Source organism: Streptomyces sp. AM8-1-1 (genome assembly GCF_032229325.1).
Taxonomy (GTDB): Bacteria; Actinomycetota; Actinomycetes; order Streptomycetales; family Streptomycetaceae; genus Streptomyces; species Streptomyces achmelvichensis.
In genome coordinates this window covers 4,744,884-4,765,695 of record NZ_CP135086.1, presented here as the reverse complement: position 1 = coordinate 4,765,695, position 20,812 = coordinate 4,744,884, and the positions used below count along the sequence as shown (strand labels likewise).

The following is a 20,812-nucleotide window of genomic DNA, read 5'->3' as shown; positions in this document are numbered from 1 at the left end:
CTTACCCACGACCGCGAAAGTGCTGCACGTACGCTCGATGCCATGCATGTGCGCCCGGTTGCCTTCGACCACCCCGATGCCGCCAAACTCAACGACCAGGTCCAGCTCGAGTACGCCGAGCGGTACGGGGACGAGGGTGATGTGACACCCCTCGACGCATCCATGTTCACCCCGCCGCGCGGCCTGTATCTGATGGCGTACGACGACCGGGACAGCCCGGTCGCCACCGGCGGCTGGCGGTCCCAGGACGCCGCGGGAGGTGAGGGGTACGAGGACGGCGACGCCGAGCTCAAGCGGATGTTCGTGATCCGCGAGGCGCGCGGCCTGGGCCTCGCCCGCAGGATCCTCGCGGCCCTGGAGGCGGACGCGCTGGCCGCCGGCCGGACCAGGATGGTGCTGGAGACGGGCACCGCCCAGCCCGAGGCGATCGCGCTCTACCTCTCCAGCGGGTACACCCCGGCGCCGCAGAAATTCGGCCACTACCGCGAGTACGACAGCAGCCGCTGCTTCGCCAAGGTCTTGTCGCGCTCCTGACAACCCACGCTTCCCGTGGCACTCTGCCTCACGCACGCCGATCCGCACCGGCTCATCCCCCACCCTGCCCGCGCGGCCTCACGCGCGGGCGCGGCAGAAGGAGACATGCGTGAGACGCCATCGCACCGCCGCCGGGATCCTGTTGACCGTCGGCACCCTGCTCGCAGGCGCCCTCTCGGCCGCCACCGCGCACGCCGCCCCCGCCCCCACACCCACCGCCTTCACCCAGCAGCACACGAAGGGCTTCTGGACCGCGGACCGGATGCGCGGCGCCACACCGCTAGACCTGCTGCCGCGTGAGCGACGCGGCACGCTCACGGCCCCGGCGCGGGCGGGTACACCGACCGTGATCCCGCCGACCCTGCCGTCCGGCACGGCATCCGGCACCTCCGTCCTGGCCTTCCCGCAGCCCGGCGGCCCCTGGACGGGCGGCGGCGCCGTGGTCAAGACGTCCGGCCGCGTCTTCTTCACCCTCCAGGGCCGGACGGCATCGTGCTCCGGCAACTCGGTCACCAGCCAGAACGGCAGCACGGTGATCACCGCGGGCCACTGCGTGAAGTACCAGGGCACCTGGCACACCAACTGGGTCTTCGTCCCCGGCTACGACAACGGCCAGGCGCCGTACGGCCAGTGGTCCGCCACCCAGACGTTCTCGACACCGCAGTGGGTGGCGCGCGAGGACATCAACTACGACGTGGGCGCCGCGGTCGTCGCCCCGCTGAACGGAAAGACACTCGCGGCGACGGTCGGCGCGCAGGGCCTGAACTTCAACGGCGGCTACAACAAGGCGATGTACGCCTTCGGATTCCCGGCGGCGGCCCCCTACGACGGCAGCAAGCTGATCCACTGCAGTGGCAACTCCTCCCGCGACTTCCTCTTCTCGCAGGACCACAGCCTCGGCTGCAACATGACCGGCGGCTCCAGCGGCGGCCCCTGGTTCACGTCCTTCGACGAGGCCACCGGCACCGGCCTGCAGGCGTCGGTGAACAGCTTCGGCTATGTCTTCCTGCCGAACCGGATGTTCGGCCCGTACTTCGGCAACGACGCCAAGGCCGTCTACGACAAGGCGCAGGTGGCCTGACGCGCACGAGCCCCTGCCGGAACTCCCGGCAGGGGCTCATTACGTGGTGCGCCGCGTCAGGCGAGGGCGGCCTCGCCCGACGCCAGCGGCCACTCCCGGTTGAGGGTGCCGAGCGGGATGCGGTGCTGGAAGACGGGTGTGCCGAAGACGGACAGCTGGAGCTGGAGCCAGCCGCTCAGATCGACGCCGCCGTACAGCTTCCACGATCCGACGGCGGACCCGGGCGTCGCGGACGCGGCGGCCTCACCGCGCAGATAGGGCGCGAGATCGGCGCTCACGCCGACCGCGCCGTACAGACCGATCGAGGCCTCGGCGCCGAGCGCGGCCTTGACCTTGCCCGCCGCGGTGACCTTCGCCCGCACCGGGGTGCCGGTCATGTCGGAGGTGCTGACCGGCTGCCAGCCCTCCGCCTTGGTGTAACCCCCGCCGACGCGGAAGCCGCCTTCGAGGTCCTGCGCGACCTCCACGCTGACGCTGCCGTCGGCGGCGACCTGGACGTAGACGGTGAGGTCGAGGTTGACCACGACCGGCACCGGACCGACCTGGATCACCGGGTCGGCGTGCAGCTTGGCGAAGGGGATCCGGACCGGCTTGTTGCCGGCCGTCAGCTTGCCCTTCAGCTCCCAGCCCGAGCTCCACCGCCCACTCAGCCCGAGGAACGCGGAGTCCGGCGAGAGCGCCGAGGACCCGTCATAGGAGAATTCGACCTCGGGCGCCAGCTGCACATGGCCGGCGACCGAGGCCGCACCGGCGACCGGCGCGCCTTCGGTGACCGGGAGCGGGACCGAGGCCCCGACGTCGATACGCAGGCTGCCGAGCGGCACCTTCGCGCCCTGCGGGCCGACGTGGACGTTGCCCTTCTTCGCCCACGAGACCTTGACGCCCTCGACGAGCGGCTCGACCTCGACGGCGGCGGGGTCGACCGGAACCGTGCCCCGCGCGGTGTCGTCCCCGAGCAGGGCGCCCAGCGTGGCCGGCTCCGTGGCGACCTCGGTCCCCCTGGAGGTCTTCCCGGCCACGTCGGTGACTTTGGCCAGCAGCCCGTCGGGGGCTCCCGGGGCGGGCCCGCTGGCGATGATGTCCCCGACCGCGGGGGCCTTCTCCGCGGGCTTCTGCGGCGATGTCCCGGTGCCCTCCGTGGAGATGACGGCCCGCCGCTTGGTGCGGTCGTACGAGGCGACCTTCAGCGGGGACTTGCGGGCCTGCCCGTCCCTGCCGGAGCGGGCAGCGGTGGTGGGCCTGCCCTCCGGCGCCCCGGCGACGGCGAGCTGCCGCGACGGGCCGGCCTCGGGCGTGGGAGCGGTGGTGCTCGGTAGGTCGGCGGCGGCCGGTGCGGTCGCCGTGGCGGCTCCCGAACAGCCGGTGGTCAGCAGGGATATGGAGGCCAGAGTCGCCAACAGGGCATGTCTGACGGACAGCTTGGGCACGTGGGAATCCTCGGAGCGTGTGGTGGGGGGTACGCGCAACAGGAAGGGACTCGCGAATACCGACGAGTAACAACCGGCCGTACGATCCCACACGCCGCGCAGCCGCCGAGGACGTTCCCGCGAACCCCGTGAATGACCTGTGTCACACCGTCACCACGGGGGCTCACACGCCTTTGTGATGCCGCGTCAGTGAGACGCCTTGCTCTCGTTCTCGTGCTCCCCCTCGGTGTCCACGTGCGGCAGGATCCGGTCCAGCCAGCGCGGCGTCCACCAGGCCGCGCTGCCCAGGAGCGTCATCACCGCGGGCACCAGCAGCAGCCGCACCACGGTCGCGTCGATGAGCACGCTCACCGCCAGGCCGAGGCCCATCATCTTGATCACGATGTTGTCGCTGACGATGAAGGCGGCGAAGACGCTCACCATGATCAGCGCCGCACAGGTGATCACCCGGGCCGTGATCTCCAGCGCGTGCGCGACGCTGGCCTTCGGGTCGCCCGTGCGCACCCAGGCCTCGTGGACGCGCGAGAGCAGGAAGATCTCGTAGTCCATGCTCAGACCGAAGACGATCGCGAACATCATCATCGGCACATAGCTCTCGATGGGCACCGTGCCCGACACCCCGAGCGCCGGGCCGCCCCAGCCCCACTGGAAGACCGCCACGACCACGCCGTACGAGGCGGCGATGGACAGGACGTTCAGCACGGCAGCCTTGACCGCGACCAGCACTCCGCGGAAGACGATCAGGATGATGAGGAACGCGAGGGCGACCACCACGGCGATGATCACCGGCAGCCGGCTGGAGACGATGTCGAGGAAGTCGACCTGGGCGGCCGTCGTGCCGGCGACATAGCCCTTGGCGGGAGTGCCCGCGACCGCCTGGGGCAGGGCGTCGTCCACGAGGTGATTGGTCAGCTCGGTGGTTCGCTCGTCCTGCGGCGCCTGCGTCGAGTAGGCCGTGCCGACGAGGACGTCGCCGTCCTGCGTCGGCTTCAGCGGAGTGATCAGCGCGGCGTTCGGGACATCCGTGAGCGCCTTCTGCGCCTGGCTCGCGAGCGCCGGCCGGTCGGCCGCGGCAACCGAGGTCTGGTCGATCACGATGGTCAGCGGCCCGTTGGAGCCCGGCCCGAAGGCGTCCGACATCAGGTCGAACGCCCGCCGGTCCGTGAACGACTTCGGATCCGCGCCGTCCCCGATGTGCCCGAGCTGGATGGAGAAGACCGGGATGGCGAGGACGGCGATGGTGATCACTCCGCCGATGAGGAACCACCAGGGCCGCCGCTCCACACGCATCGCATACCGGTGCCAGGTGCCGTGCGCCTCCTGGCCGGGTTCCGTGTCCGTCTCCGCGATGGGCTTGCGCACGTGGTACTTGTCGATCGCCCGCCCGATGAGTCCCAGCAGCGCGGGCACCAGGGTGAGCGCGCCCAGGACGGCCGAGACGACGGTGACGGCGGCGGCCACCCCGAGCAGCGCGATGAAGCTGATCCCGGAGACCGACAGACCCGTCAGGGCGATGATGACCGTGCAGCCGGAGACGAGCACCGCTCGTCCACTGGTCGCGACCGCCCTGCCGGCCGAGTCGACCGGATCGGCGCCGTCCATGAGGTTCTGCCGGTGCCGCGTGATCAGGAAGAGCGCGTAGTCGATCCCGACACCGATACCGATCATGGTGGCGAGCGTCGGCGAGACCGTGGCGAAGGTGAACGCGGCGGCGAGCAGTCCCAGCCCCGCGAGCCCGAAGATCACGCTGACCAGGGCCGTGACCAGCGGCAGTACGGCGGCGAGCACGCTGCCGAACCCGATCAGCAGCACCACGATCGCGACCCCGAAGCCGATGAGCTCACTGGTGTGGTCGTTGGCCTCCGGCCGTGCCAGCTCGCCGAGCTGCCCGCCGTACTCCACCTCCACCCCGGCGGCCCGCAGCGGCTCCACGGCCTCGTCGACACCGTCGAGGTACGACTCCTGCAGCGTCGAGGGCTGCACGGCGAAGCGGACGGTGATGTAGGCGGTCTCCCCGTCGGTGGACAGCGGGCCGACGTTCGGCCCGGGCGGCGGGGGCGGGGGCGTGCTGCCCGGCGGCGGCAACGGGTTCTGGGCGGAGAGCACGTCCGGCAGCTTCTGCAGATTGCCGATCACCGTGGACATCTGCGAGCTGTAGGCGGTGAGCGGCTTCGCGGTGTCGTGCAGCACGATCTGACTGCCGTACCCGCCGGCCGCGGGGTCGTGCGCCTTCAGTACGTCCAGCCCCTCCGTCGACTGGACACCCGGCAGCGCGAAGTTGTCGGAGTAGTCCCCGCCGTAGGCGTGGTTGAGCACCTGAAGCCCCGCCAGGCCGACCAGCCAGATCACGATCACCCAGATACAGCGCCGAGCGCACCATTCACCGAGCCGACGCAGCATGGCTTCTCCCGACCGAGCGAGACCAAAGGGACATCAGGCATTAAATAGCCGATTCCGCCGAGAGTGTGGGCGCAACGGCGTGGCCCCGCCGGATCGTGACCACCGGACGCGGGCGGTTCGGCGGGCCGCGCGACCGGGCGATTCACGAGCAATGGACAGACTTGTGCATTTTGTGCCGAGAACGTGGAACCCGATGAGTGAAGCGGTCCCCTGGCTGCTCATGAGCGGAGAGTGCCATGGATACGGTGTGGTTGATCGTCATCATCGTGGTTGCTGTGATCGTCGTCGCGCTGCTCGCCATGACCGCGCAGCAGACCACGCGGCGCCGACGCCTCCAGGAGCGTTTCGGCCCCGAGTACGACCGCGCGGTGCAGCACGGCGAGAGCCGTCGAGAGGCCGAGCGCGACCTCGCCGCACGGGAACAGCGGCATGAGGATCTGCAGATCAGAGCGCTGCCGCCGGCGACCCGGGACCGGTACGCGCGGGACTGGAACGCGGTGCAGGAACGGTTCGTGGACAGCCCCGACCAGGCGGTGGGCGAGGCGGACCGGCTGGTGATCCTGCTGATGGGCGAACGCGGATACCCGACCGAGGGCTACGAGCAGCAGACGCGCGACCTGTCGGTCGATCACGCCCGGACGCTGGAGCACTACCGGACCGCCCATGAGATCAACAGCCGGGTCGGCGTCGGGAACACCTCCACCGAAGAGCTACGGAGCGCCATGGTCCACTACCGCGCGTTGTTCGACGAGCTGTTGAGGGACGAGACCGACAGCTCACCCGACACCGGCCGACGACAGCCGTGAGCAAGGGAGAGTGACATGCAGCGAGAAGGCGGACTCGGGCGAGAGAACCCCGGTCGTTTCGCACCGGGCGAGGAGAAGCTGTCCACCGAGGACATCGCCAGGACGGACACGGAAGCGGCGGAGCCGCCCCGGCTCGCGGCGCCCTCCGCACCGGTGAGTCCCCCGGCGAAGCCGGCGATGCCGGACCGGCCCAAGGAGATGACGACACCCCGCCCGCGGAACCCGGCAAGCGCGCCGCCCCGGCCACGGATGACATGGGGCCGTCGGCGACCGAGAAGACCTCGCGGAAGACGGACACCCCGAGCCACGACGAAGAGGCCGTGCCGCTTCTGGACTCCGGCACGGAAGGCGACATGCGCTCCCGCTGGAGCGACATCCAGCAGGGCTTCGTCGACGACCCGCAAGCGGCCGTACGATCCGCGGACGCTCTGGTCGCCGAGGTCATGCAACTGCTCGCCACGACCTTCGCCGAGCACAAGGACGGCCTGGAGAAGCAGTGGCATCAGGGCAACGAGGTCGCCACCGAGGACCTGCGGATCGCGCTGCGCCAGTACCGGTCCTTCTTCGACCGGCTGCTGACGACCTGATCCGGCTCATGTGCGGACTGGGGGTCCATCGCGCCCTGGGCGGACATCAGTTGGGGCCGGTGGGACGGTTCGCGGCCGGACAACAAGAGAGAGCCTCTGTCGGATCACTCCGACAGAGGCTCTCAGCTGCGGTGGACCTGTGGGGATTTGAACCCCAGACCCCCTCGATGCGAACGAGGTGCGCTACCAGACTGCGCCACAGGCCCTTGCAACGAGTGAAACTCTAGCATCCCCATCGGGGTGCTTGGAAATCCGTTCCTTCGCTGGTCACGAGGGTCACTCGTTGGCGGCGCGGGGCCGGTCCTGGTCCGCGTACTGGTCGAACAGCGGGGTGCGGCCGCGGTCGCGCGAGGAGCGGCGGGGCTGCGGTGCGCGGCGACTCGGGGCCGGTTCCGCCTCCTCGGCCTGGTCGGCCGCGGGCTCCGCCGTCGAGGAGCGGGCGGAGCTCCAGGTCTCCGGGTCGCTCATGTCCACACCGCTCGTCGCCCGCGGGGCGACGGGTGCCGTGACATACGTCGGCAGGGGCACCGGGACCGGGTCCCAGCTGTCACCCGTCGCCGGGCCGCGGTCGCGCTGCTGGTCCACCCACTCCGCGTGGTCGGTCTGCTCGACCAACGCCCGGCGGCCCGCCTCCTGCGGCGAGAGCCTGGCGGCGTCGGGCTCCGGGCGGGCTTCGGGCTCCTCGTCCGGCTCGGCGGAGGAGGCGGCCGCGGCCTGGTGCCGGCGGGGCCGGTTCTCCCGAAGCCGCTGCGCGGCGATCTCCGCACGGCGCCGGTCCATGACCACCACGAAGCGCCGTCGCTCCTGCGCGCGCAGATGCATGATGTACGCGCTGAGAAGGACGGCGGGAACACCGGGCGCCCACAGGAAGCCGAGTCCGCCGACCGCCGCCACCACCGCGCCCACCGTGAAGGCCAGGAACAGCATCACGGTGGTGCGTCTGCGACGGGCGAGCACCTTGCTCCGCCGTGCGCGCTCGGCGGCCGGGCCGCTCTGGCGCGGACGGCGGGAACGGGGGGCGGGGACCGGGATCCGGGCTTCGGTGCGGGGCGCGGCGAAGGCCCGGACGTCCACGGAACTCATCGGGTCCGTGGCGACATCCGGGTCCGCGTCGGGTTCGTTGCGCCCTTCGCCCGGCCGCCTTGCCTCGTCGGCGTCGCCGTGTGACGGCTCCGCCGATTCGGCGGTGCGTTCCCGCAGCTCCCTGGCGTACCGGCGCTCCATCGCCCCGCGTCCGGACAGCAGCCGGATGGCGGTGGAGAAGCGTTCCGTCGGACGGGCTTCGTTCAGCTCGTCCTGCCTGCGGAGCCACATCGGCACCAAGTAGGCGGCCCAGGCCCCGACGATGACTGCGTAGATGAGGCCGCTGCTGCTCACGCATCACACCGTAGAGGGATTCGCGCAAGGGCATCCGCCAATTGGCCCGGTGTGTCGCACGATCCGGCTGATATCACTGACTTTTTTTGCGATTGTTCAGATCAACGCATGGTCGGTGCCGATCAATTTCGAACGTTTATTTTATTTCTCGTGGTGTTCCCGGTCGCGCCCGGTGCCAGCGGCGGAGCAGTCCGTCGGGGACCTCCTCGGCCGTGAGCGCGAAGACCAGGTGGTCCCGCCACGCACCGTCGATGTGCAGATACCGGGGGCGCAGACCCTCTTCCCGGAAACCGAGTTTCTCCACGACGCGGCGGCTCGGCACGTTCTCCGGCCGAATGCAGACTTCCATCCGGTGCAGTCCGACCGAGCGGAAGCAGTGATCCACGGCGAGCGCCACCGCGGTCGGCATCACCCCGCGGCCGGCCACCTCGCGGTCGACCCAGTACCCGACATGGCCCGAGCACATCGAACCCCAGGTGATGCCGGCGACCGTCAACTGGCCGACCAGCCTGCCCTGGTACTCGATGACGAACGGCAGCATCCGGCCCGCGTTGGCCTCCGCCCGCAGATGCCGGACCATCTGCCGGTACGTGGGGCGCTGCGTGAGCGGTGCGCCGGGCCCGGGCGGCGGGATCGTCGCCTCCCAGGGCCGCAGCCAGTCACGGTTGCGCCGGTTGACCTCGCGCCAGCTCCGCTGGTCGCGCAGCTTTATCGGGCGGAGGACGATGTCGCCGTCCGCCAGGATGACCGGCCAGGGCGCGTTCAGGTCGGGCTCCCCGGACTCGGATGGTCCCCGCCGCGGAGCTGGTCGACGGCGTGCGGCAGCAGCGGTTCCAGCACCGCCATCCCGTCACGCACCCCGCCGGTCGAGCCGGGCAGATTGACGATCAGAGTGCGGCCGGCGACACCGGCGAGGCCGCGGGACAGCACGGCCGTCGGCACCTTCTCGCGCCCGTACGCGCGGATCGCCTCCGGGATGCCGGGGACCTCGTGATCGATGACGGACCGGGTGACGTCGGGGGTGCGGTCGGTCGGCGAGATGCCGGTGCCGCCGGTGGTGAGGATGACGTCGTAGCCGGCCGCGACACCCTCGCGCAGGGCCCGCTCGACCGGCTCGCCGTCCGGGACCACGCGCGGGCCGTCGACCCGGAAGCCGAGCGCGGTCAGCCCCTCGACGAGCACGGGGCCGCCCCTGTCCTCGTAGATCCCGGCGGAGGCGCGGTTGGACGCGGTGATCACCAGGGCCCGGCGGACCGCGTCGGGGCCGGGGCCGTGACTGTGGCTGCGCACCTCTCCGGCGCGTGCCGCCCGGATCACTGCCGGCTCCAGTCGCCGGACTTGCCGCCGGTCTTCTCCTCCACCCGGACGTCCGTGATCACGGCTGCCTTGTCCACGGCCTTGACCATGTCGACGACCGTGAGAGCGGCGACCGAGACGGCGGTCAGCGCCTCCATCTCGACGCCCGTGCGGTCGGTGGTCCTGACCGTCGCGAGGATCTCGACGGCGTCGTCGGCGACGGCCAGGTCGAGCGTGACGCCGGAGAGGGCGAGCGGGTGGCAGAGCGGAATCAGGTCGGGGGTGCGCTTGGCGCCCATGATCCCGGCGATACGGGCCGTCGCCAGCGCGTCCCCCTTGGGGACGCCCTCACCCCGGAGCAGTTCCACGACGCGTGGGGAGACCAGGACCCGGCCGCTGGCCCGGGCGGTGCGTGCGGTGACGTCCTTCTCGGAGACGTCGACCATACGGGCCGCCCCCGCCTCGTCGATGTGCGTCAGCCTGCCTTGGGTACTCATGTCGGTGCGCTGCTCCCGTCCGGGCCCTCGGGGCCTGTGTGGGCAGACACGGTACCGCCACGGTAAGCAGGTCAGCCGAGGAGGACCACCTCGACATCCGCGCCGGGCTGGACCGAGGTGTCCTGCTCCGGGACCACGATCAGGCAGTCGGCGTGGGCGAGGGCGGCGATCAGATGGGAACCGGAACCGCCCACGGGAGTGACGGCGCCCGAGCCGGAGTCGTACGCACCCCGCAGGAACTGGCGCTTGCCGGACGGTGAGGTGAGTGCCTTGTCGGCCTTCAGGGTCGCGCGCGCCGTCGGCCGCCGGACGTCCGCCAGGCCCATCAGACGCCGGATCGCCGGGCGGACGAACAGCTCGAACGAGACGTACGAGGAGACCGGGTTACCCGGCAGCGCGAGCAGCGGGGTGTGCTCCGGACCGATCGTGCCGAAGCCCTGCGGCTTTCCGGGCTGCATGGCGAGCTTGCGGAAGTCGATGCCACTGCCCGGGACGTCCTCGTCGCCGACCGAGGACAGGGCTTCCTTGACCACGTCGTACGCGCCGACGCTGACGCCGCCCGTCGTGACCAGCAGGTCCGCGCGGATCAGCTGGTCCTCGATGGTCGCGCGCAGAGTGTCGGCGTCGTCCGTGACCGCGCCCACCCGGTAGGAGATGGCGCCCGCGTCCCGCGCGGCCGCGGCGAGCGCGAAGCTGTTGGAGTCGTAGATCTGGCCCTCGCCCAACTCCTCGCCGGGCTGGACCAGTTCGCTGCCGGTGGAGAGCACGACGACGCGCGCACGGGGCCGGACCCGCACGGTGCCGCGGCCGATCGCGGCGAGCAGGCCGATCTGCGGCGGGCCGAGCACCGTGCCCGCCGCGAGGGCGAGGTCACCGGCCTTGACGTCGCTGCCGCGGGAGCGGACATGGGCGCCGGCCTCGGCGGACCGGTGGACCCGGACCTCACCGCTCGCGCCCTCGGGGGACTCGCCCGCCGGGCGCATCGTGGTGGCCGCTCCCCCGCCGGTGCCGCCGTCGGTCCACTCGACCGGGACGACGGCCTCCGCACCCGGAGGCAGCGGGGCGCCCGTCATGATCCGCGCGGCCTGGCCGGGGCCGACCGTCGGCAGCCCGCCGCTGCCGGCCGCCACATCGCCGATCACGGTGAGGACGGCGGGGAACTCCTCGGTGGCGCCCCGCACATCGGCCGTCCGGACGGCGTACCCGTCCATGGAGCTGTTGTCGAACGGCGGCAGGGCGACCGGGACCGTGACGTCCTCGACGAGGACACAGCCCTGGGCGTCCGGCAGTTGCAGCTCGATCGGGTCGAGCGGGCGGATCGCTGCGAGGATGTCCTCGAGGTGGTCGTCCACCGACCAGGTCGTGCTGCTCACCGTGTTACATCTCCTCAATCACAAAACTGCGGAGCCAGGTCCGGAACTCGGGTCCCAGGTCATCACGTTCGCACGCCAGTCTGACAATGGCCCGCAGATAGTCGCCTCGATCGCCGGTGTCGTAACGGCGGCCCTGGAAAACGACGCCGTGCACCGGGCCGCCGATCGTCTCGTCCTCGGCGAGCTTCTCCAGGGCGTCGGTCAGCTGGATCTCGTTGGAGCGGCCGGGCGCGGTCTCCCGCAGTATGTCGAAGACGGCCGGGTCCAGGACGTACCGGCCGATGATGGCGAGGTTCGACGGGGCCTCGGACGCCTCCGGCTTCTCGACCAGCTGGGTCACCTTGACCACGTCGCTCTCGCCGGTGGCCACGACGGCCGCACAGCCGTACATGTGGATCTGGGCGGGGTCGACCTCCATGAGGGCGATGACGCTGCCGCCCTCCCGCTCCTGGATCTCGACCATGCGGGCGAGCAGCGGGTCGCGCGGGTCGATGAGGTCGTCGCCGAGGAGGACGGCGAAGGGCTGGTCGCCGACGTGCGGTGCCGCGCACAGGACGGCGTGACCGAGGCCGCGCGGATCGCCCTGGCGCACATAGTGCATGGTGGCCAGGTCGCTGGACTCCTGGACCTTCTTCAGCCGGCTCTCGTCGCCCTTGCGGGTGAGCGCCTGCTCCAGCTCGTAGTTCCGGTCGAAGTGGTCCTCCAGCGGCCGCTTGTTCCGGCCCGTGATCATCAGCACGTCGGAGAGACCGGCGGAGACCGCCTCCTCGACGACGTACTGGATCGCGGGCTTGTCGACGACAGGCAGCATCTCCTTGGGAGTGGCCTTCGTGGCGGGCAGGAACCGCGTGCCGAGACCGGCGGCCGGGATGACAGCCTTGCTGATCCTGGGCTTCGGAGGAGTCATGCGCTGCACAATAACCGGTGAGTATGGGCTGAAGATGAGCCTCCGGTTAACTTCCTTCTCATAAAGACGTATACGAGAGGTTTGTGAAGTCACCATGTGCAGTGACTTGTCCGGAAAGAGTGCGGTTCGCCGTGAACTCCTGGACGCACGCGGCCTCCTGTCCCCCGAGGACGTCCGCGCCGCCGCCGCGGTCCTCGCGCGACAGGCGCTCGCCCTGCCCGAACTGGCCGAGGCGGCCACGGTCGCCGCGTATGTCTCGGTCGGCCGCGAACCGGGCACCCGCGCGCTGCTCGACGCGCTGCGCGCCCGCGGCGTACGCGTGCTGCTGCCCGTCCTGCTGCCGGACAACGACCTGGACTGGGCCGTGTACGAGGGCGCCGAGCAACTGGTGCGCGCGGGGCGCGGGCTGCTGGAGCCGGACGGGGCGCGGCTCGGGCCGGATGCTGTGCTGGAGGCCGATGCCGTGCTCCTTCCCGGGCTCGCCGTGGACGGACAGGGGATGCGGCTCGGCCGCGGGGGCGGCTCCTACGACCGGGTGCTCGCCCGGCTCGCGGCGGCCGGCGCCGATCCCGCGCTGGTGGTGCTGCTGTACGCGGACGAGGTGGTCGCGCACGTTCCGCGGGAACCGCACGACCACCCCGTCCATGCCGTCGTCACACCCGATGCCGTCAGGCGTTTCGGGGAATGAGCTTCAGGGTGTCCACCGTCTTCGCGGACACCGCCTGCTCGCTGAAGGACCAGTCGAGCAGTTCGCCGTCGGCCCACTTGTCCGTCTGATCGGTGTAGTGCGCGCTGTAGGCGTGCCCGGAGGCACCGGTCAGGTTGATCCAGCCCGACTTGTCCCAGTCCCCGACGGTGACGACCATCCGCATCGACGGCACCCAGACGACGTCGTAGCCGCCCGCCGCGTTCCAGCCGGTGGCGTTGACCGCGGCCTCGCCGCCGCCCAGGTTCCACGGGCCACGGTTGAGCACGAACTGGAGGAAGCCGGGGCCCTCGGTGCCGAGCGTCTGGTTCTTCAGCGTCAGCTGGTGCAGACGGCCCCAGCTCCAGCGGGAGGCGTCCTTGCCCAGCTCGGCGGTCAGCTCCCAGCGGGCGTCGTCCATCGCCCGGGCGAGCAGCTCGTCACGGGTGTCGGTCGGCTTCTCCGTACGGTTGCCCGGCGAGTGCCACCACGGGTTCTTCTCGTCCTTGAGTATCCGGCGCACCACCTCGAACCAGCGGTCCCCGCCGTCGGGCTGAGCCGTGTCCGTATCGCGCTGGCCGCACTCGCGCACCCGCTCGGTGAGCTCGTCCTCGGGCGCCGTGCTGTCGGCGGGCAGGACGTTCAGGCACTGCCCCTCGACGCGCAGCTCCTTGGGCAGCTTGTTGCCGAAGGCGAGCTTGAGGACGTTGCGCCAGACCGCGTTGAAGTAGGCGGCGGCACCGGAGTCCGGCTCCTGGGTGTAGCGCCAGCCCTCCAGCAGCTTCTGCGCCTCACGGACGTACGGGTCCGAGATGTCGATCTTCAGCAGATACGGCGTCAGCAGCTCGGCGATCTCGCTGCTGTTGTCCATCTGCATGGTGCGCATGTCTTCGGTGGAGATCTTGCCGCCACCCTGGATCTTCGTCTCGATGAGGTCGTTGATCCGCTGGCTCCGGGCGCCGTAGCCGTAGTCCTCGGTCAGCAGGTAGGGGTACTTCTCGGCGTCGATCACCGCCTGGTTCGCGGTGACGATGTAGCCGCGGTCCGGGTTCTCCTCGAACGGCAGCTCGTCGTAGGGGATGTACCCCTTCCACTTGTACGCCGGGTCCCAGCCGGGAGCGGGCACCGAGCCGTCGCCCTTGGCGCGGACCGGGATCTTGCCGGGCGCCTGGTAGCCGATGGTGCCGGCGGAGTCCGCGTAGACGAGGTTCTGCGAGGGGACCTCGAAGTTCTTGGCCGCCGCACGGAAGGTCTTGAAGTCCTTGGCGCGGTTCAGCTCGAACACCGCGTCCATCGACTTGCCCGGCTGGAGCGCGGTCCACTGGAGTGCCACGCCGTAGCCGGTGGCGCGGTCGGGAGCGTTGGTGACCGGCGCCTGCTGGCCGACCTTCTCCAGTTCGGTGCTGCGGTCGGAGACCAGCGGGCCGTGACCGGTGGAGCGGACGGTGATCGTCTTGCTCTTGCCCCCGGCGACCTTGATGACCTCCTTGCGGGTGGTCAGCTTCTTCTGCTGGTTGCCGACCTGGTAACTGTCGCCGCTGATCTTCTCGAGGTAGAGGTCGGTGACGTCCGCGCCGAGGTTGGTGAAGCCCCAGGCAATGTTCTGGTTGTGACCGATGATCACGCCCGGCGTCCCGGAGAAGGTGTATCCCGCGGTGTCGTACTGGCAGGAGGCCGAGACCTTCCGGCAGTGCAGGCCCATCTGGTACCAGAGCGAGGGCAGCTGGGGCGCCAGGTGCGGATCGTTGGCCAGCATCGGCTTGCCGGTCGTCGTGTACTTGGACGAGACGACCCAGGAGTTGGAACCGATGCCGTTGCCGTTCGGGCCGAGCAGCTCCGGGATGGTCTCGAGGGTCTTCGAGAGCGCCGAGAGCTGGGAGTTCAGGCCCTGCGCGGCGTCGGCCGCACTGCCACCGCCGCCGTTGTTCAGACCGCTGCCGGTGCCCTGGCCGGAGCCGTTGTCGCCCGAACCGCTGCCGGTGCCGTCACCCGTGCCGTTGTCGCCGTCGCCGCCGGAGGACCCGTCCGACTCGCCGGAGGGCTCGGCCTCGGGGTCGAACTTGCCCGTGACCGGGTCGATGCCGCCCTTGTCCACGATCGGCTTGTTCCGGTCGTACGGATAGTCCGGATACAGGTCCTTGATCTGCTTCTGGTCGAGCCGGCTCGTCAGCAGCGAGCGGTCGATCTCCTCCTGCATGTTGCCGCGCAGGTCCCACGCCATCGCCTTGAGCCAGGCCACCGAGTCGACAGGCGTCCAGGGCTCGGGCTTGTAGTCGTTGGTGAAGGACAGGGCGGCGTACTCGACGGAGAGTTCCTTGCCGTCCTTGCCCTTCAGATAGGAGTTGACGCCGTCGGCGTAAGCCTGGAGGAACTTCTTCGTCTGCGGCGACAGGATCTTGTCGTACTCCTGCTGCGCGACCTCGCGCCAGCCGAGCGTGCGCAGGAAGGCGTCCGTGTCGACCTGGCCGGAGCCGAACATCTCCGAGAGCCGGCCGGCCGTCATGTGGCGGCGGACGTCCATCTCCCAGAAGCGGTCCTGTGCCTGGACGAAGCCCTGGGCGCGGAAGAGGTCCTCGTCGGTGTCCGCATAGATCTGCGGGATGCCGAAGTCGTCGCGTTTGACGTCGACCTGGCCGCTGAGTCCGTCGATTTCTATCGACCCGGTCGTCTGCGGGAACGAGGCGCGCACCGTACTGATGCTCCAGTACGTGCCGAACCCGATACCCGCCAGAAGCGCCAGCACCAGGACGATCACGAGCAGGCGGGCGCGTCGCCCCTTCTTCTTCTTGGGGGAAGAGGCGGTTGTGTTGGCGGGCATCGCTGTCCTTCGAGGCGCAGGCTGATCCTGGGAGTGCTGGAGCAACCATAGGCGCAGCGTCGAGGCGGTCCGGACGCGGTATCCGTAAGCAGGCCAACGGACCGATCCATCGAACAGGTGATCCAGGGCGTCAAGAAAACGTTAAAGATTAGGTAAGGTAACGAAGTGTCGCCTGCTGGAGGAGCGCTCCGGCACGTAGGCGCGAGGGGAAGGATCGGCCACTGACTGTCCACCAGCTCAACGAACTCCTGCTCATCTGCTCGCTGATCCTGCTCTTCGCCGTGGCTGCGGTCCGCGTCTCCTCGCGCAGCGGGCTTCCCAGCCTGCTGCTGTATCTCGGGATCGGCGTCGCCATCGGGCAGGACGGCATCTTCGACGTCACCTTCAACGACGCCGAACTGACGCAGGTGATCGGCTATGCCGCGCTCGTGGTGATCCTGGCCGAGGGCGGTCTGGGCACCAAGTGGCAGGAGGTCAAACCCGCGTTGCCCGCGGCGGTCGCGCTGTCGACCGTCGGCGTCGCGGTGAGCGTGGGCGTCACCGCCGCCGGTGCCCACTATCTCGTCGGCCTGGAATGGCGGCAGGCGCTCATCATCGGCGCGGTGGTCTCCTCGACCGATGCTGCGGCCGTCTTCTCCGTCCTGCGCAAGGTCCCGCTGCCATCCCGGGTGACGGGTGTGCTGGAGGCCGAATCCGGCTTCAACGACGCCCCCGTGGTGATCCTGGTGGTCGCGTTCTCCGCGGCCGGTCCGGTGGACGAGTGGTACGTCCTCGTCGGCAAGATCGCGCTGGAGCTGGCGATCGGCGCGGGCATCGGACTGGCGGCGGGCTGGCTGGGAGCCTTCGGACTGCGGCATGTGGCGCTGCCCGCGTCGGGTCTGTACCCGATCGCGGTGATGGCGATCGCGGTGGTGGCGTACGCGGCCGGCGCCATGGCCCACGGCAGTGGATTCCTCGCCGTCTACCTGGCCTCGATGGTCCTCGGCAACGCGAAACTGCCGCACGCGCCGGCCAACCGCGGATTCGCCGAGGGTCTCGGCTGGATCGCCCAGATCGGCATGTTCGTCCTGCTGGGCCTGCTGGTCACCCCGCACGAACTGATCGACGACTTCTGGCCAGCCGTCGTGGTCGGCCTGGTGCTGACCATGGTGGCGCGTCCGGTGTCGGTCATGATCAGCCTGCTGCCGTTCCGCATCCCGCGCCAGGAACAGGTGCTGATGTCCTGGGCGGGCCTGCGCGGCGCCGTGCCCATCATCATCGCCACCATCCCGATGGTGGCGGCCGTGGAGGGCAGCGACCGGATCTTCAACATCGTCTTCGTGCTGGTCGTCGTCTACACCCTGATCCAGGGGCCGACGCTGCCGTGGCTCGCGAAGTGGCTGAAACTCGGCTCCACGGACGCCGCCGACCTGGGCGTCGAGTCGGCGCCCCTGGAGCGGCTGCGCGGACATCTGCTCTCGGTGTCCATCCCGGAAGAGTCGAAGATGCACGGCGTGGAGGTCGCGGAGCTGCGGCTGCCGGCGGGCTCCGCGGTGACCCTGGTCGTGCGGGAGGGCAAGAGTTTCGTACCGCTGCCCTCGACCGTGCTGAGGCGGCGCGACGAGCTGCTGGTCGTGGCGACGGATCCGGTCCGGGACGCGGCCGAGCGACGCCTGCGGGCGGTGGGGCAGGGCGGCAAGCTCGCGGGGTGGCTGGGGACGGGGGGACTCAGCTGACGGGGGCGGGGGCTTGTGCGGCGTCGGGTTCTTGTGCGGCGTGGGTCCGGGGGGCGGGTGCTTGGGGGCGCGGGCTTTTGTACGGCGTCGGGTCCCTGGGGCGGGGCCAGGCGCTTGGGGCGCGGGTGCTTGTGCGGCGTCGGGTCCGGGGGCCCTCCGGGCTCGACTCCTCGGGGTCGGCGGCGTACAGCGTTCTGTATTGAGCACCCGGGTGTTGCCGCCGATCCCCTGCGGGGACGACCCTGCACGCCCCCTGCCGGCGGTCGGGCACGTGCCGCGTTGCGGTGCGGGCCCACGCGAAGCCGAGCCCGTTCGGGCAGCGGATGGGTTACGCCGGGCCGGGCTCCGCGCCACTTCGCGTACGTCCGATTAATCCCAGGTGTACATCCGGGAGTGTGGCGCATTTCCCAGGCACGGCACCCCGCATCACCTGTACCATGAAGGCACACTTGATCGACCAACTCTGCCTGACGCAGAGCTGGCGCGACCGTATGGCGGCCGGCGTGCCCCTTCCATGGGCCCTGGCATCTACCGCAGTTCCGCGCAAGAGGACAGCTCTCGGCGGCTCCCGTACATCCAGGGGAGCGCTACCAGGCGGCAGAAAGGCACGGACCGTGGCATCCACGGTCACCACCGGCAAGCGCCCGGGCTACGGGCAGCTGCTGCGCACTCCCGGCGTCTGGACCTTCCTGCTCCCCGGCTTCGCCGCACGACAGCCCTTCGCGATGCTGACCATCGGCATCGTCCTGCTGGTCCAGCACACGACCGGTTCGTACGGCACCGCCGGAGCCGTCGCCGCCGTCACCGGTGTCTCCATGGCACTGTTCGCACCGCAGAGCGGGAAGCTCGCCGACCGTTTCGGCCAGCGCGCCGTCCTGCTGCCGGGCGTCCTGGTGCACGCCGCGTCCGTCGCGGCCCTCACTTCTCTCGCGCTGGCGGACGCCCCCCTGTGGGCGCTGTTCGCCGCCGCCGTTCCGGCCGGTGCCTCGGTGCCGCAGATCGGCCCGATGGTGCGTGCGCGCTGGGCCGCCAAGCTCGAACGTTCGCCGCTGATGCCAACGGCCGCGGCCTTCGAGTCCGTCACCGACGAGTTCACCTTCGTCGTCGGACCGGTCCTCGCGACCGCGCTCTGCACCGGCGTACACCCGGCGGCCGGCCTGATCGCCGAAGCCGCCCTGACCCTGGCCGGCGGTCTGCTCTTCGCGGCCCAGAGCCGTACGCAGCCTGCCGTCCGTCCCCACACCGCGGACTCCGCACCGCGCGTCTCCGCACTGTCCGTGCCGGGCGTACGGGTCCTCGCGGTGGCCTTCCTCGGTATCGGGTCCGTCTTCGGCGGCATGCAGGTCTCGCTGACGGCCTTCTCCGAGGAGATCGGCAACCCCGGCGCGAACGGACTGCTGTACGGCGTCTTCGCGGCCGGCAACATGCTCGCCGGCATCGCCTGCGGCGCGATCGCCTGGAAGAGCAGCCCGCGCCGCCGCATGATCATCGGCTACACCGGGCTCACCCTGGCGGCCTCCCTCCTCTGGTCGGTCCACTCGGTGGCCCTGCTCGGCGGACTCGGGCTGATCGTCGGCCTCTGCATCGCTCCGGCGCTGATCAGCGGCTACACGCTGGTGGAACCGCTGGTCCCGGCCACGGCCCGCACCGAGGCCTTCACCTGGCTCACCGGCGCGGTGGCCCTCGGCCAGGCGGCGGCCGTCACGGTGGCCGGACGACTGGCCGACGCGCACGGCGCGAGCGCCGGATTCGTCGTCCCGCTGGCGGGCACCGCACTCGCCCTCGTCACCCTGCTGGCCCTGCGTTCGCGGCTCTCACCGAAGAACCCGGGACGCATCATGGCGCGTGGCGTCGGTCACCGCGTGCCGGTGGCGGTGGACTGATCCAGCGGAATACGTCACTATGGACCGTCGTTAGCACTCATTGAGTGAGAGTGCCAGGAGGAAGACCAGTGCCGACCTACCAGTACCAGTGCACCGAATGTGGCGAGGGCCTCGAGGCGGTGCAGAAGTTCACCGATGACGCCCTGACCGTGTGCCCCAACTGCGAGGGACGCCTCAAGAAGGTGTTCTCAGCCGTCGGCATTGTCTTCAAGGGTTCGGGCTTCTACCGCAACGACAGCCGCGGCTCGTCGTCCAGCAGCTCGCCGTCGTCGACGACGTCCTCGTCGACGGGCACGAAGACCTCGGAGTCGAAGACGTCCGACTCGAAGACGTCATCTTCTTCGTCGTCTTCGTCCGGCTCTTCCAGCAGCTCGAGCTCGTCGTCGAGCTCCGGCAGCTCGGCCGCCTGACCCACTGCTTTCGTTCCGAGGACCCCGCCTTCCGTACGGCGGGGTCCTCGGCGTATTCGTGCTCGGATGCGTTTCGTCGCGGCGCGCCTGCCGGGCTCGTCGGGGTATGACCCACGGCCCTGCCCTCGGCCCTCTGCCGCGTCGATAGTGTGATCGGTATGGCGAACGCGAACGCAGAGATCGGCGTGATCGGCGGCTCCGGCTTCTACTCCTTCCTGGAGGACGTGACCGAGGTCGAGGTCGACACCCCGTACGGCAGTCCGAGCGACTCCCTCTTCCTCGGTGAGGTGGCCGGCCGGAAGGTCGCCTTCCTGCCCCGGCACGGACGCGGGCACCACCTCCCGCCGCACCGCATCAACTACCGCGCGAATCTGTGGGCCCTGCGCTCGGTCGGCGCACGGCAGGTGCTCGGCCCGTGCGCGGTGGGTGGGCTGCGCCCGGACTACGGGCCCGGCACGCTGCTCGTTCCGGACCAGCTGGTGGACCGGACGAAGGCTCGCGAGCAGACGTACTTCGACGGGCTCCCGCTGCCCGACGGAAGCATCCCCAACGTCGTGCACACGACCTTTGCCGACCCCTACTGCCCCGCGGGGCGCGCGGTCGCCCTCAAGGCGGCGCGCGGGCGGGAGTGGGAGCCGGTGGACGGCGGAACGCTCGTGGTCATCGAGGGACCGCGCTTCTCCACGCGTGCGGAGTCGAAGTGGTTCGCGTCGGCGGGCTGGTCGGTGGTCGGCATGACCGGACACCCGGAGGCCGTCCTCGCCCGTGAACTGGGTCTCTGCTACACGTCGTTGACCCTGGTCACGGACCTGGACGCGCGCGCCGAGACCGGGGAGGGCGTCTCCCACACCGAGGTGCTGCGGGTCTTCGGCGAGAACGTGGGGCGGCTGCGCGAGGTGCTCTTCGACGCGGTGGGCGCGCTGCCGGCGAACGAGGACCGGGACTGCCTGTGCACGCACGCGCACGACGGCTGGGACCTGGGGATCGAACTGCCCTGAGAGGGACGGTGGTTGATC

Annotated in this window: 18 protein-coding genes and 1 tRNA gene; 9 read left to right on the top strand and 10 right to left on the bottom strand. The window is 70.4% G+C overall.

Features of this window, described 5'->3' with window-relative positions:
• Positions 1–42 precede the first annotated feature (42 nt).
• Positions 43–534, top strand: a complete 492-nt coding sequence (locus RPQ07_RS21555; protein ID WP_313945813.1) for a GNAT family N-acetyltransferase — start codon at positions 43–45, stop codon at positions 532–534.
• Positions 535–643: 109 nt separating this feature from the next.
• On the top strand, positions 644–1,615 hold the full coding sequence (locus RPQ07_RS21550) for a peptidase (RefSeq protein ID WP_313945812.1): 972 nt from the start codon (positions 644–646) through the stop codon (positions 1,613–1,615).
• Between the two features lie 56 nt (positions 1,616–1,671).
• On the opposite strand, the gene RPQ07_RS21545 is transcribed toward RPQ07_RS21550, so the two are convergent.
• Complete coding sequence (locus tag RPQ07_RS21545; protein WP_313945811.1) at positions 1,672–3,042, bottom strand: hypothetical protein; 1,371 nt, start codon at positions 3,040–3,042, stop codon at positions 1,672–1,674.
• 186 nt (positions 3,043–3,228) lie between these two features.
• The gene (locus tag RPQ07_RS21540; protein WP_313945810.1) at positions 3,229–5,442 is read right to left on the bottom strand and encodes an MMPL family transporter; all 2,214 of its coding nucleotides are present in this window, start codon (positions 5,440–5,442) and stop codon (positions 3,229–3,231) included.
• A 236-nt stretch (positions 5,443–5,678) separates the two neighbouring features.
• On the opposite strand from RPQ07_RS21540, the gene RPQ07_RS21535 reads away from it, so the two are divergent.
• The gene (locus RPQ07_RS21535; protein WP_313945809.1) at positions 5,679–6,248 is read left to right on the top strand and encodes a hypothetical protein; all 570 of its coding nucleotides are present in this window, start codon (positions 5,679–5,681) and stop codon (positions 6,246–6,248) included.
• A gap of 254 nt (positions 6,249–6,502) precedes the next feature.
• Positions 6,503–6,835, top strand: a complete 333-nt coding sequence (locus RPQ07_RS21530; protein WP_313945808.1) for a hypothetical protein — start codon at positions 6,503–6,505, stop codon at positions 6,833–6,835.
• 132 nt (positions 6,836–6,967) lie between these two features.
• Here RPQ07_RS21530 and RPQ07_RS21525 read toward each other — a convergent pair.
• The 7 genes from RPQ07_RS21525 to galU all read right to left on the bottom strand — a co-directional run bounded on the left by RPQ07_RS21525 (position 6,968) and on the right by galU (position 12,285).
• A tRNA-Ala gene (locus tag RPQ07_RS21525) sits at positions 6,968–7,041 on the bottom strand.
• A gap of 70 nt (positions 7,042–7,111) precedes the next feature.
• Complete coding sequence (gene glpR, locus RPQ07_RS21520) at positions 7,112–8,212, bottom strand: gephyrin-like molybdotransferase receptor GlpR (RefSeq protein ID WP_313945807.1); 1,101 nt, start codon at positions 8,210–8,212, stop codon at positions 7,112–7,114.
• 136 nt (positions 8,213–8,348) lie between these two features.
• A complete protein-coding gene (locus RPQ07_RS21515; protein ID WP_313948970.1) occupies positions 8,349–8,978 on the bottom strand; it encodes a GNAT family protein in 630 nt (209 codons plus the stop codon).
• Positions 8,975–9,502 carry a MogA/MoaB family molybdenum cofactor biosynthesis protein gene (locus tag RPQ07_RS21510; RefSeq protein ID WP_313948969.1) on the bottom strand — a complete coding sequence of 176 codons (528 nt, stop codon included), beginning with the start codon at positions 9,500–9,502 and terminating at the stop codon, positions 8,975–8,977. Before RPQ07_RS21510 ends, RPQ07_RS21515 begins: the two co-directional genes overlap by 4 nt.
• Before the next feature lie 23 nt (positions 9,503–9,525).
• Positions 9,526–10,005, bottom strand: a complete 480-nt coding sequence (gene moaC, locus RPQ07_RS21505; RefSeq protein WP_313945806.1) for a cyclic pyranopterin monophosphate synthase MoaC — start codon at positions 10,003–10,005, stop codon at positions 9,526–9,528.
• A gap of 71 nt (positions 10,006–10,076) precedes the next feature.
• Positions 10,077–11,378, bottom strand: a complete 1,302-nt coding sequence (glp, locus tag RPQ07_RS21500; protein WP_313945805.1) for a gephyrin-like molybdotransferase Glp — start codon at positions 11,376–11,378, stop codon at positions 10,077–10,079.
• 4 nt (positions 11,379–11,382) lie between these two features.
• Positions 11,383–12,285, bottom strand: a complete 903-nt coding sequence (galU, locus tag RPQ07_RS21495; protein WP_313945804.1) for a UTP--glucose-1-phosphate uridylyltransferase GalU — start codon at positions 12,283–12,285, stop codon at positions 11,383–11,385.
• Between the two features lie 94 nt (positions 12,286–12,379).
• Here galU and RPQ07_RS21490 point away from each other — a divergent pair, with 94 nt between their 5' ends.
• Positions 12,380–12,973, top strand: coding sequence for a 5-formyltetrahydrofolate cyclo-ligase (locus RPQ07_RS21490; protein ID WP_313945803.1), 594 nt, complete (start codon positions 12,380–12,382; stop codon positions 12,971–12,973).
• Here RPQ07_RS21490 and RPQ07_RS21485 read toward each other — a convergent pair.
• The gene (locus RPQ07_RS21485; RefSeq protein ID WP_313945802.1) at positions 12,954–15,788 is read right to left on the bottom strand and encodes a penicillin acylase family protein; all 2,835 of its coding nucleotides are present in this window, start codon (positions 15,786–15,788) and stop codon (positions 12,954–12,956) included. The genes RPQ07_RS21490 and RPQ07_RS21485 overlap by 20 nt on opposite strands.
• Positions 15,789–16,054: 266 nt before the next feature.
• On the opposite strand from RPQ07_RS21485, the gene RPQ07_RS21480 reads away from it, so the two are divergent.
• The 4 genes from RPQ07_RS21480 (at position 16,055) to RPQ07_RS21465 (ending at position 20,794) form a co-directional block, all read left to right on the top strand.
• Positions 16,055–17,503 (top strand): potassium/proton antiporter, encoded by a 1,449-nt coding sequence (locus RPQ07_RS21480; RefSeq protein WP_313948968.1) that lies wholly within the window; start codon positions 16,055–16,057, stop codon positions 17,501–17,503.
• A gap of 614 nt (positions 17,504–18,117) precedes the next feature.
• On the top strand, positions 18,118–19,386 hold the full coding sequence (locus RPQ07_RS21475; protein ID WP_313945801.1) for an MFS transporter: 1,269 nt from the start codon (positions 18,118–18,120) through the stop codon (positions 19,384–19,386).
• Between the two features lie 68 nt (positions 19,387–19,454).
• Complete coding sequence (locus RPQ07_RS21470) at positions 19,455–19,796, top strand: FmdB family zinc ribbon protein (protein ID WP_313945800.1); 342 nt, start codon at positions 19,455–19,457, stop codon at positions 19,794–19,796.
• A 158-nt stretch (positions 19,797–19,954) separates the two neighbouring features.
• Positions 19,955–20,794, top strand: a complete 840-nt coding sequence (locus RPQ07_RS21465; RefSeq protein WP_313945799.1) for an S-methyl-5'-thioadenosine phosphorylase — start codon at positions 19,955–19,957, stop codon at positions 20,792–20,794.
• Positions 20,795–20,812: the final 18 nt, after the last annotated feature.

Bases quoted from the DNA above. Each gene is read 5' to 3' on its own strand.
- moaC (WP_313945806.1), bottom strand. From the start codon at position 10,005: ATGAGTACCCAAGGCAGGCTGACGCACATCGACGAGGCGGGGGCGGCC.
- RPQ07_RS21530 (WP_313945808.1), top strand. From the start codon at position 6,503: ATGGGGCCGTCGGCGACCGAGAAGACCTCGCGGAAGACGGACACCCCG.
- RPQ07_RS21555 (WP_313945813.1), top strand. From the start codon at position 43: ATGCATGTGCGCCCGGTTGCCTTCGACCACCCCGATGCCGCCAAACTC.
- RPQ07_RS21465 (WP_313945799.1), top strand. From the start codon at position 19,955: ATGGCGAACGCGAACGCAGAGATCGGCGTGATCGGCGGCTCCGGCTTC.
- RPQ07_RS21540 (WP_313945810.1), bottom strand. From the start codon at position 5,442: ATGCTGCGTCGGCTCGGTGAATGGTGCGCTCGGCGCTGTATCTGGGTG.
- galU (WP_313945804.1), bottom strand. From the start codon at position 12,285: ATGACTCCTCCGAAGCCCAGGATCAGCAAGGCTGTCATCCCGGCCGCC.
- RPQ07_RS21485 (WP_313945802.1), bottom strand. From the start codon at position 15,788: ATGCCCGCCAACACAACCGCCTCTTCCCCCAAGAAGAAGAAGGGGCGA.
- RPQ07_RS21535 (WP_313945809.1), top strand. From the start codon at position 5,679: ATGGATACGGTGTGGTTGATCGTCATCATCGTGGTTGCTGTGATCGTC.
- RPQ07_RS21490 (WP_313945803.1), top strand. From the start codon at position 12,380: ATGTGCAGTGACTTGTCCGGAAAGAGTGCGGTTCGCCGTGAACTCCTG.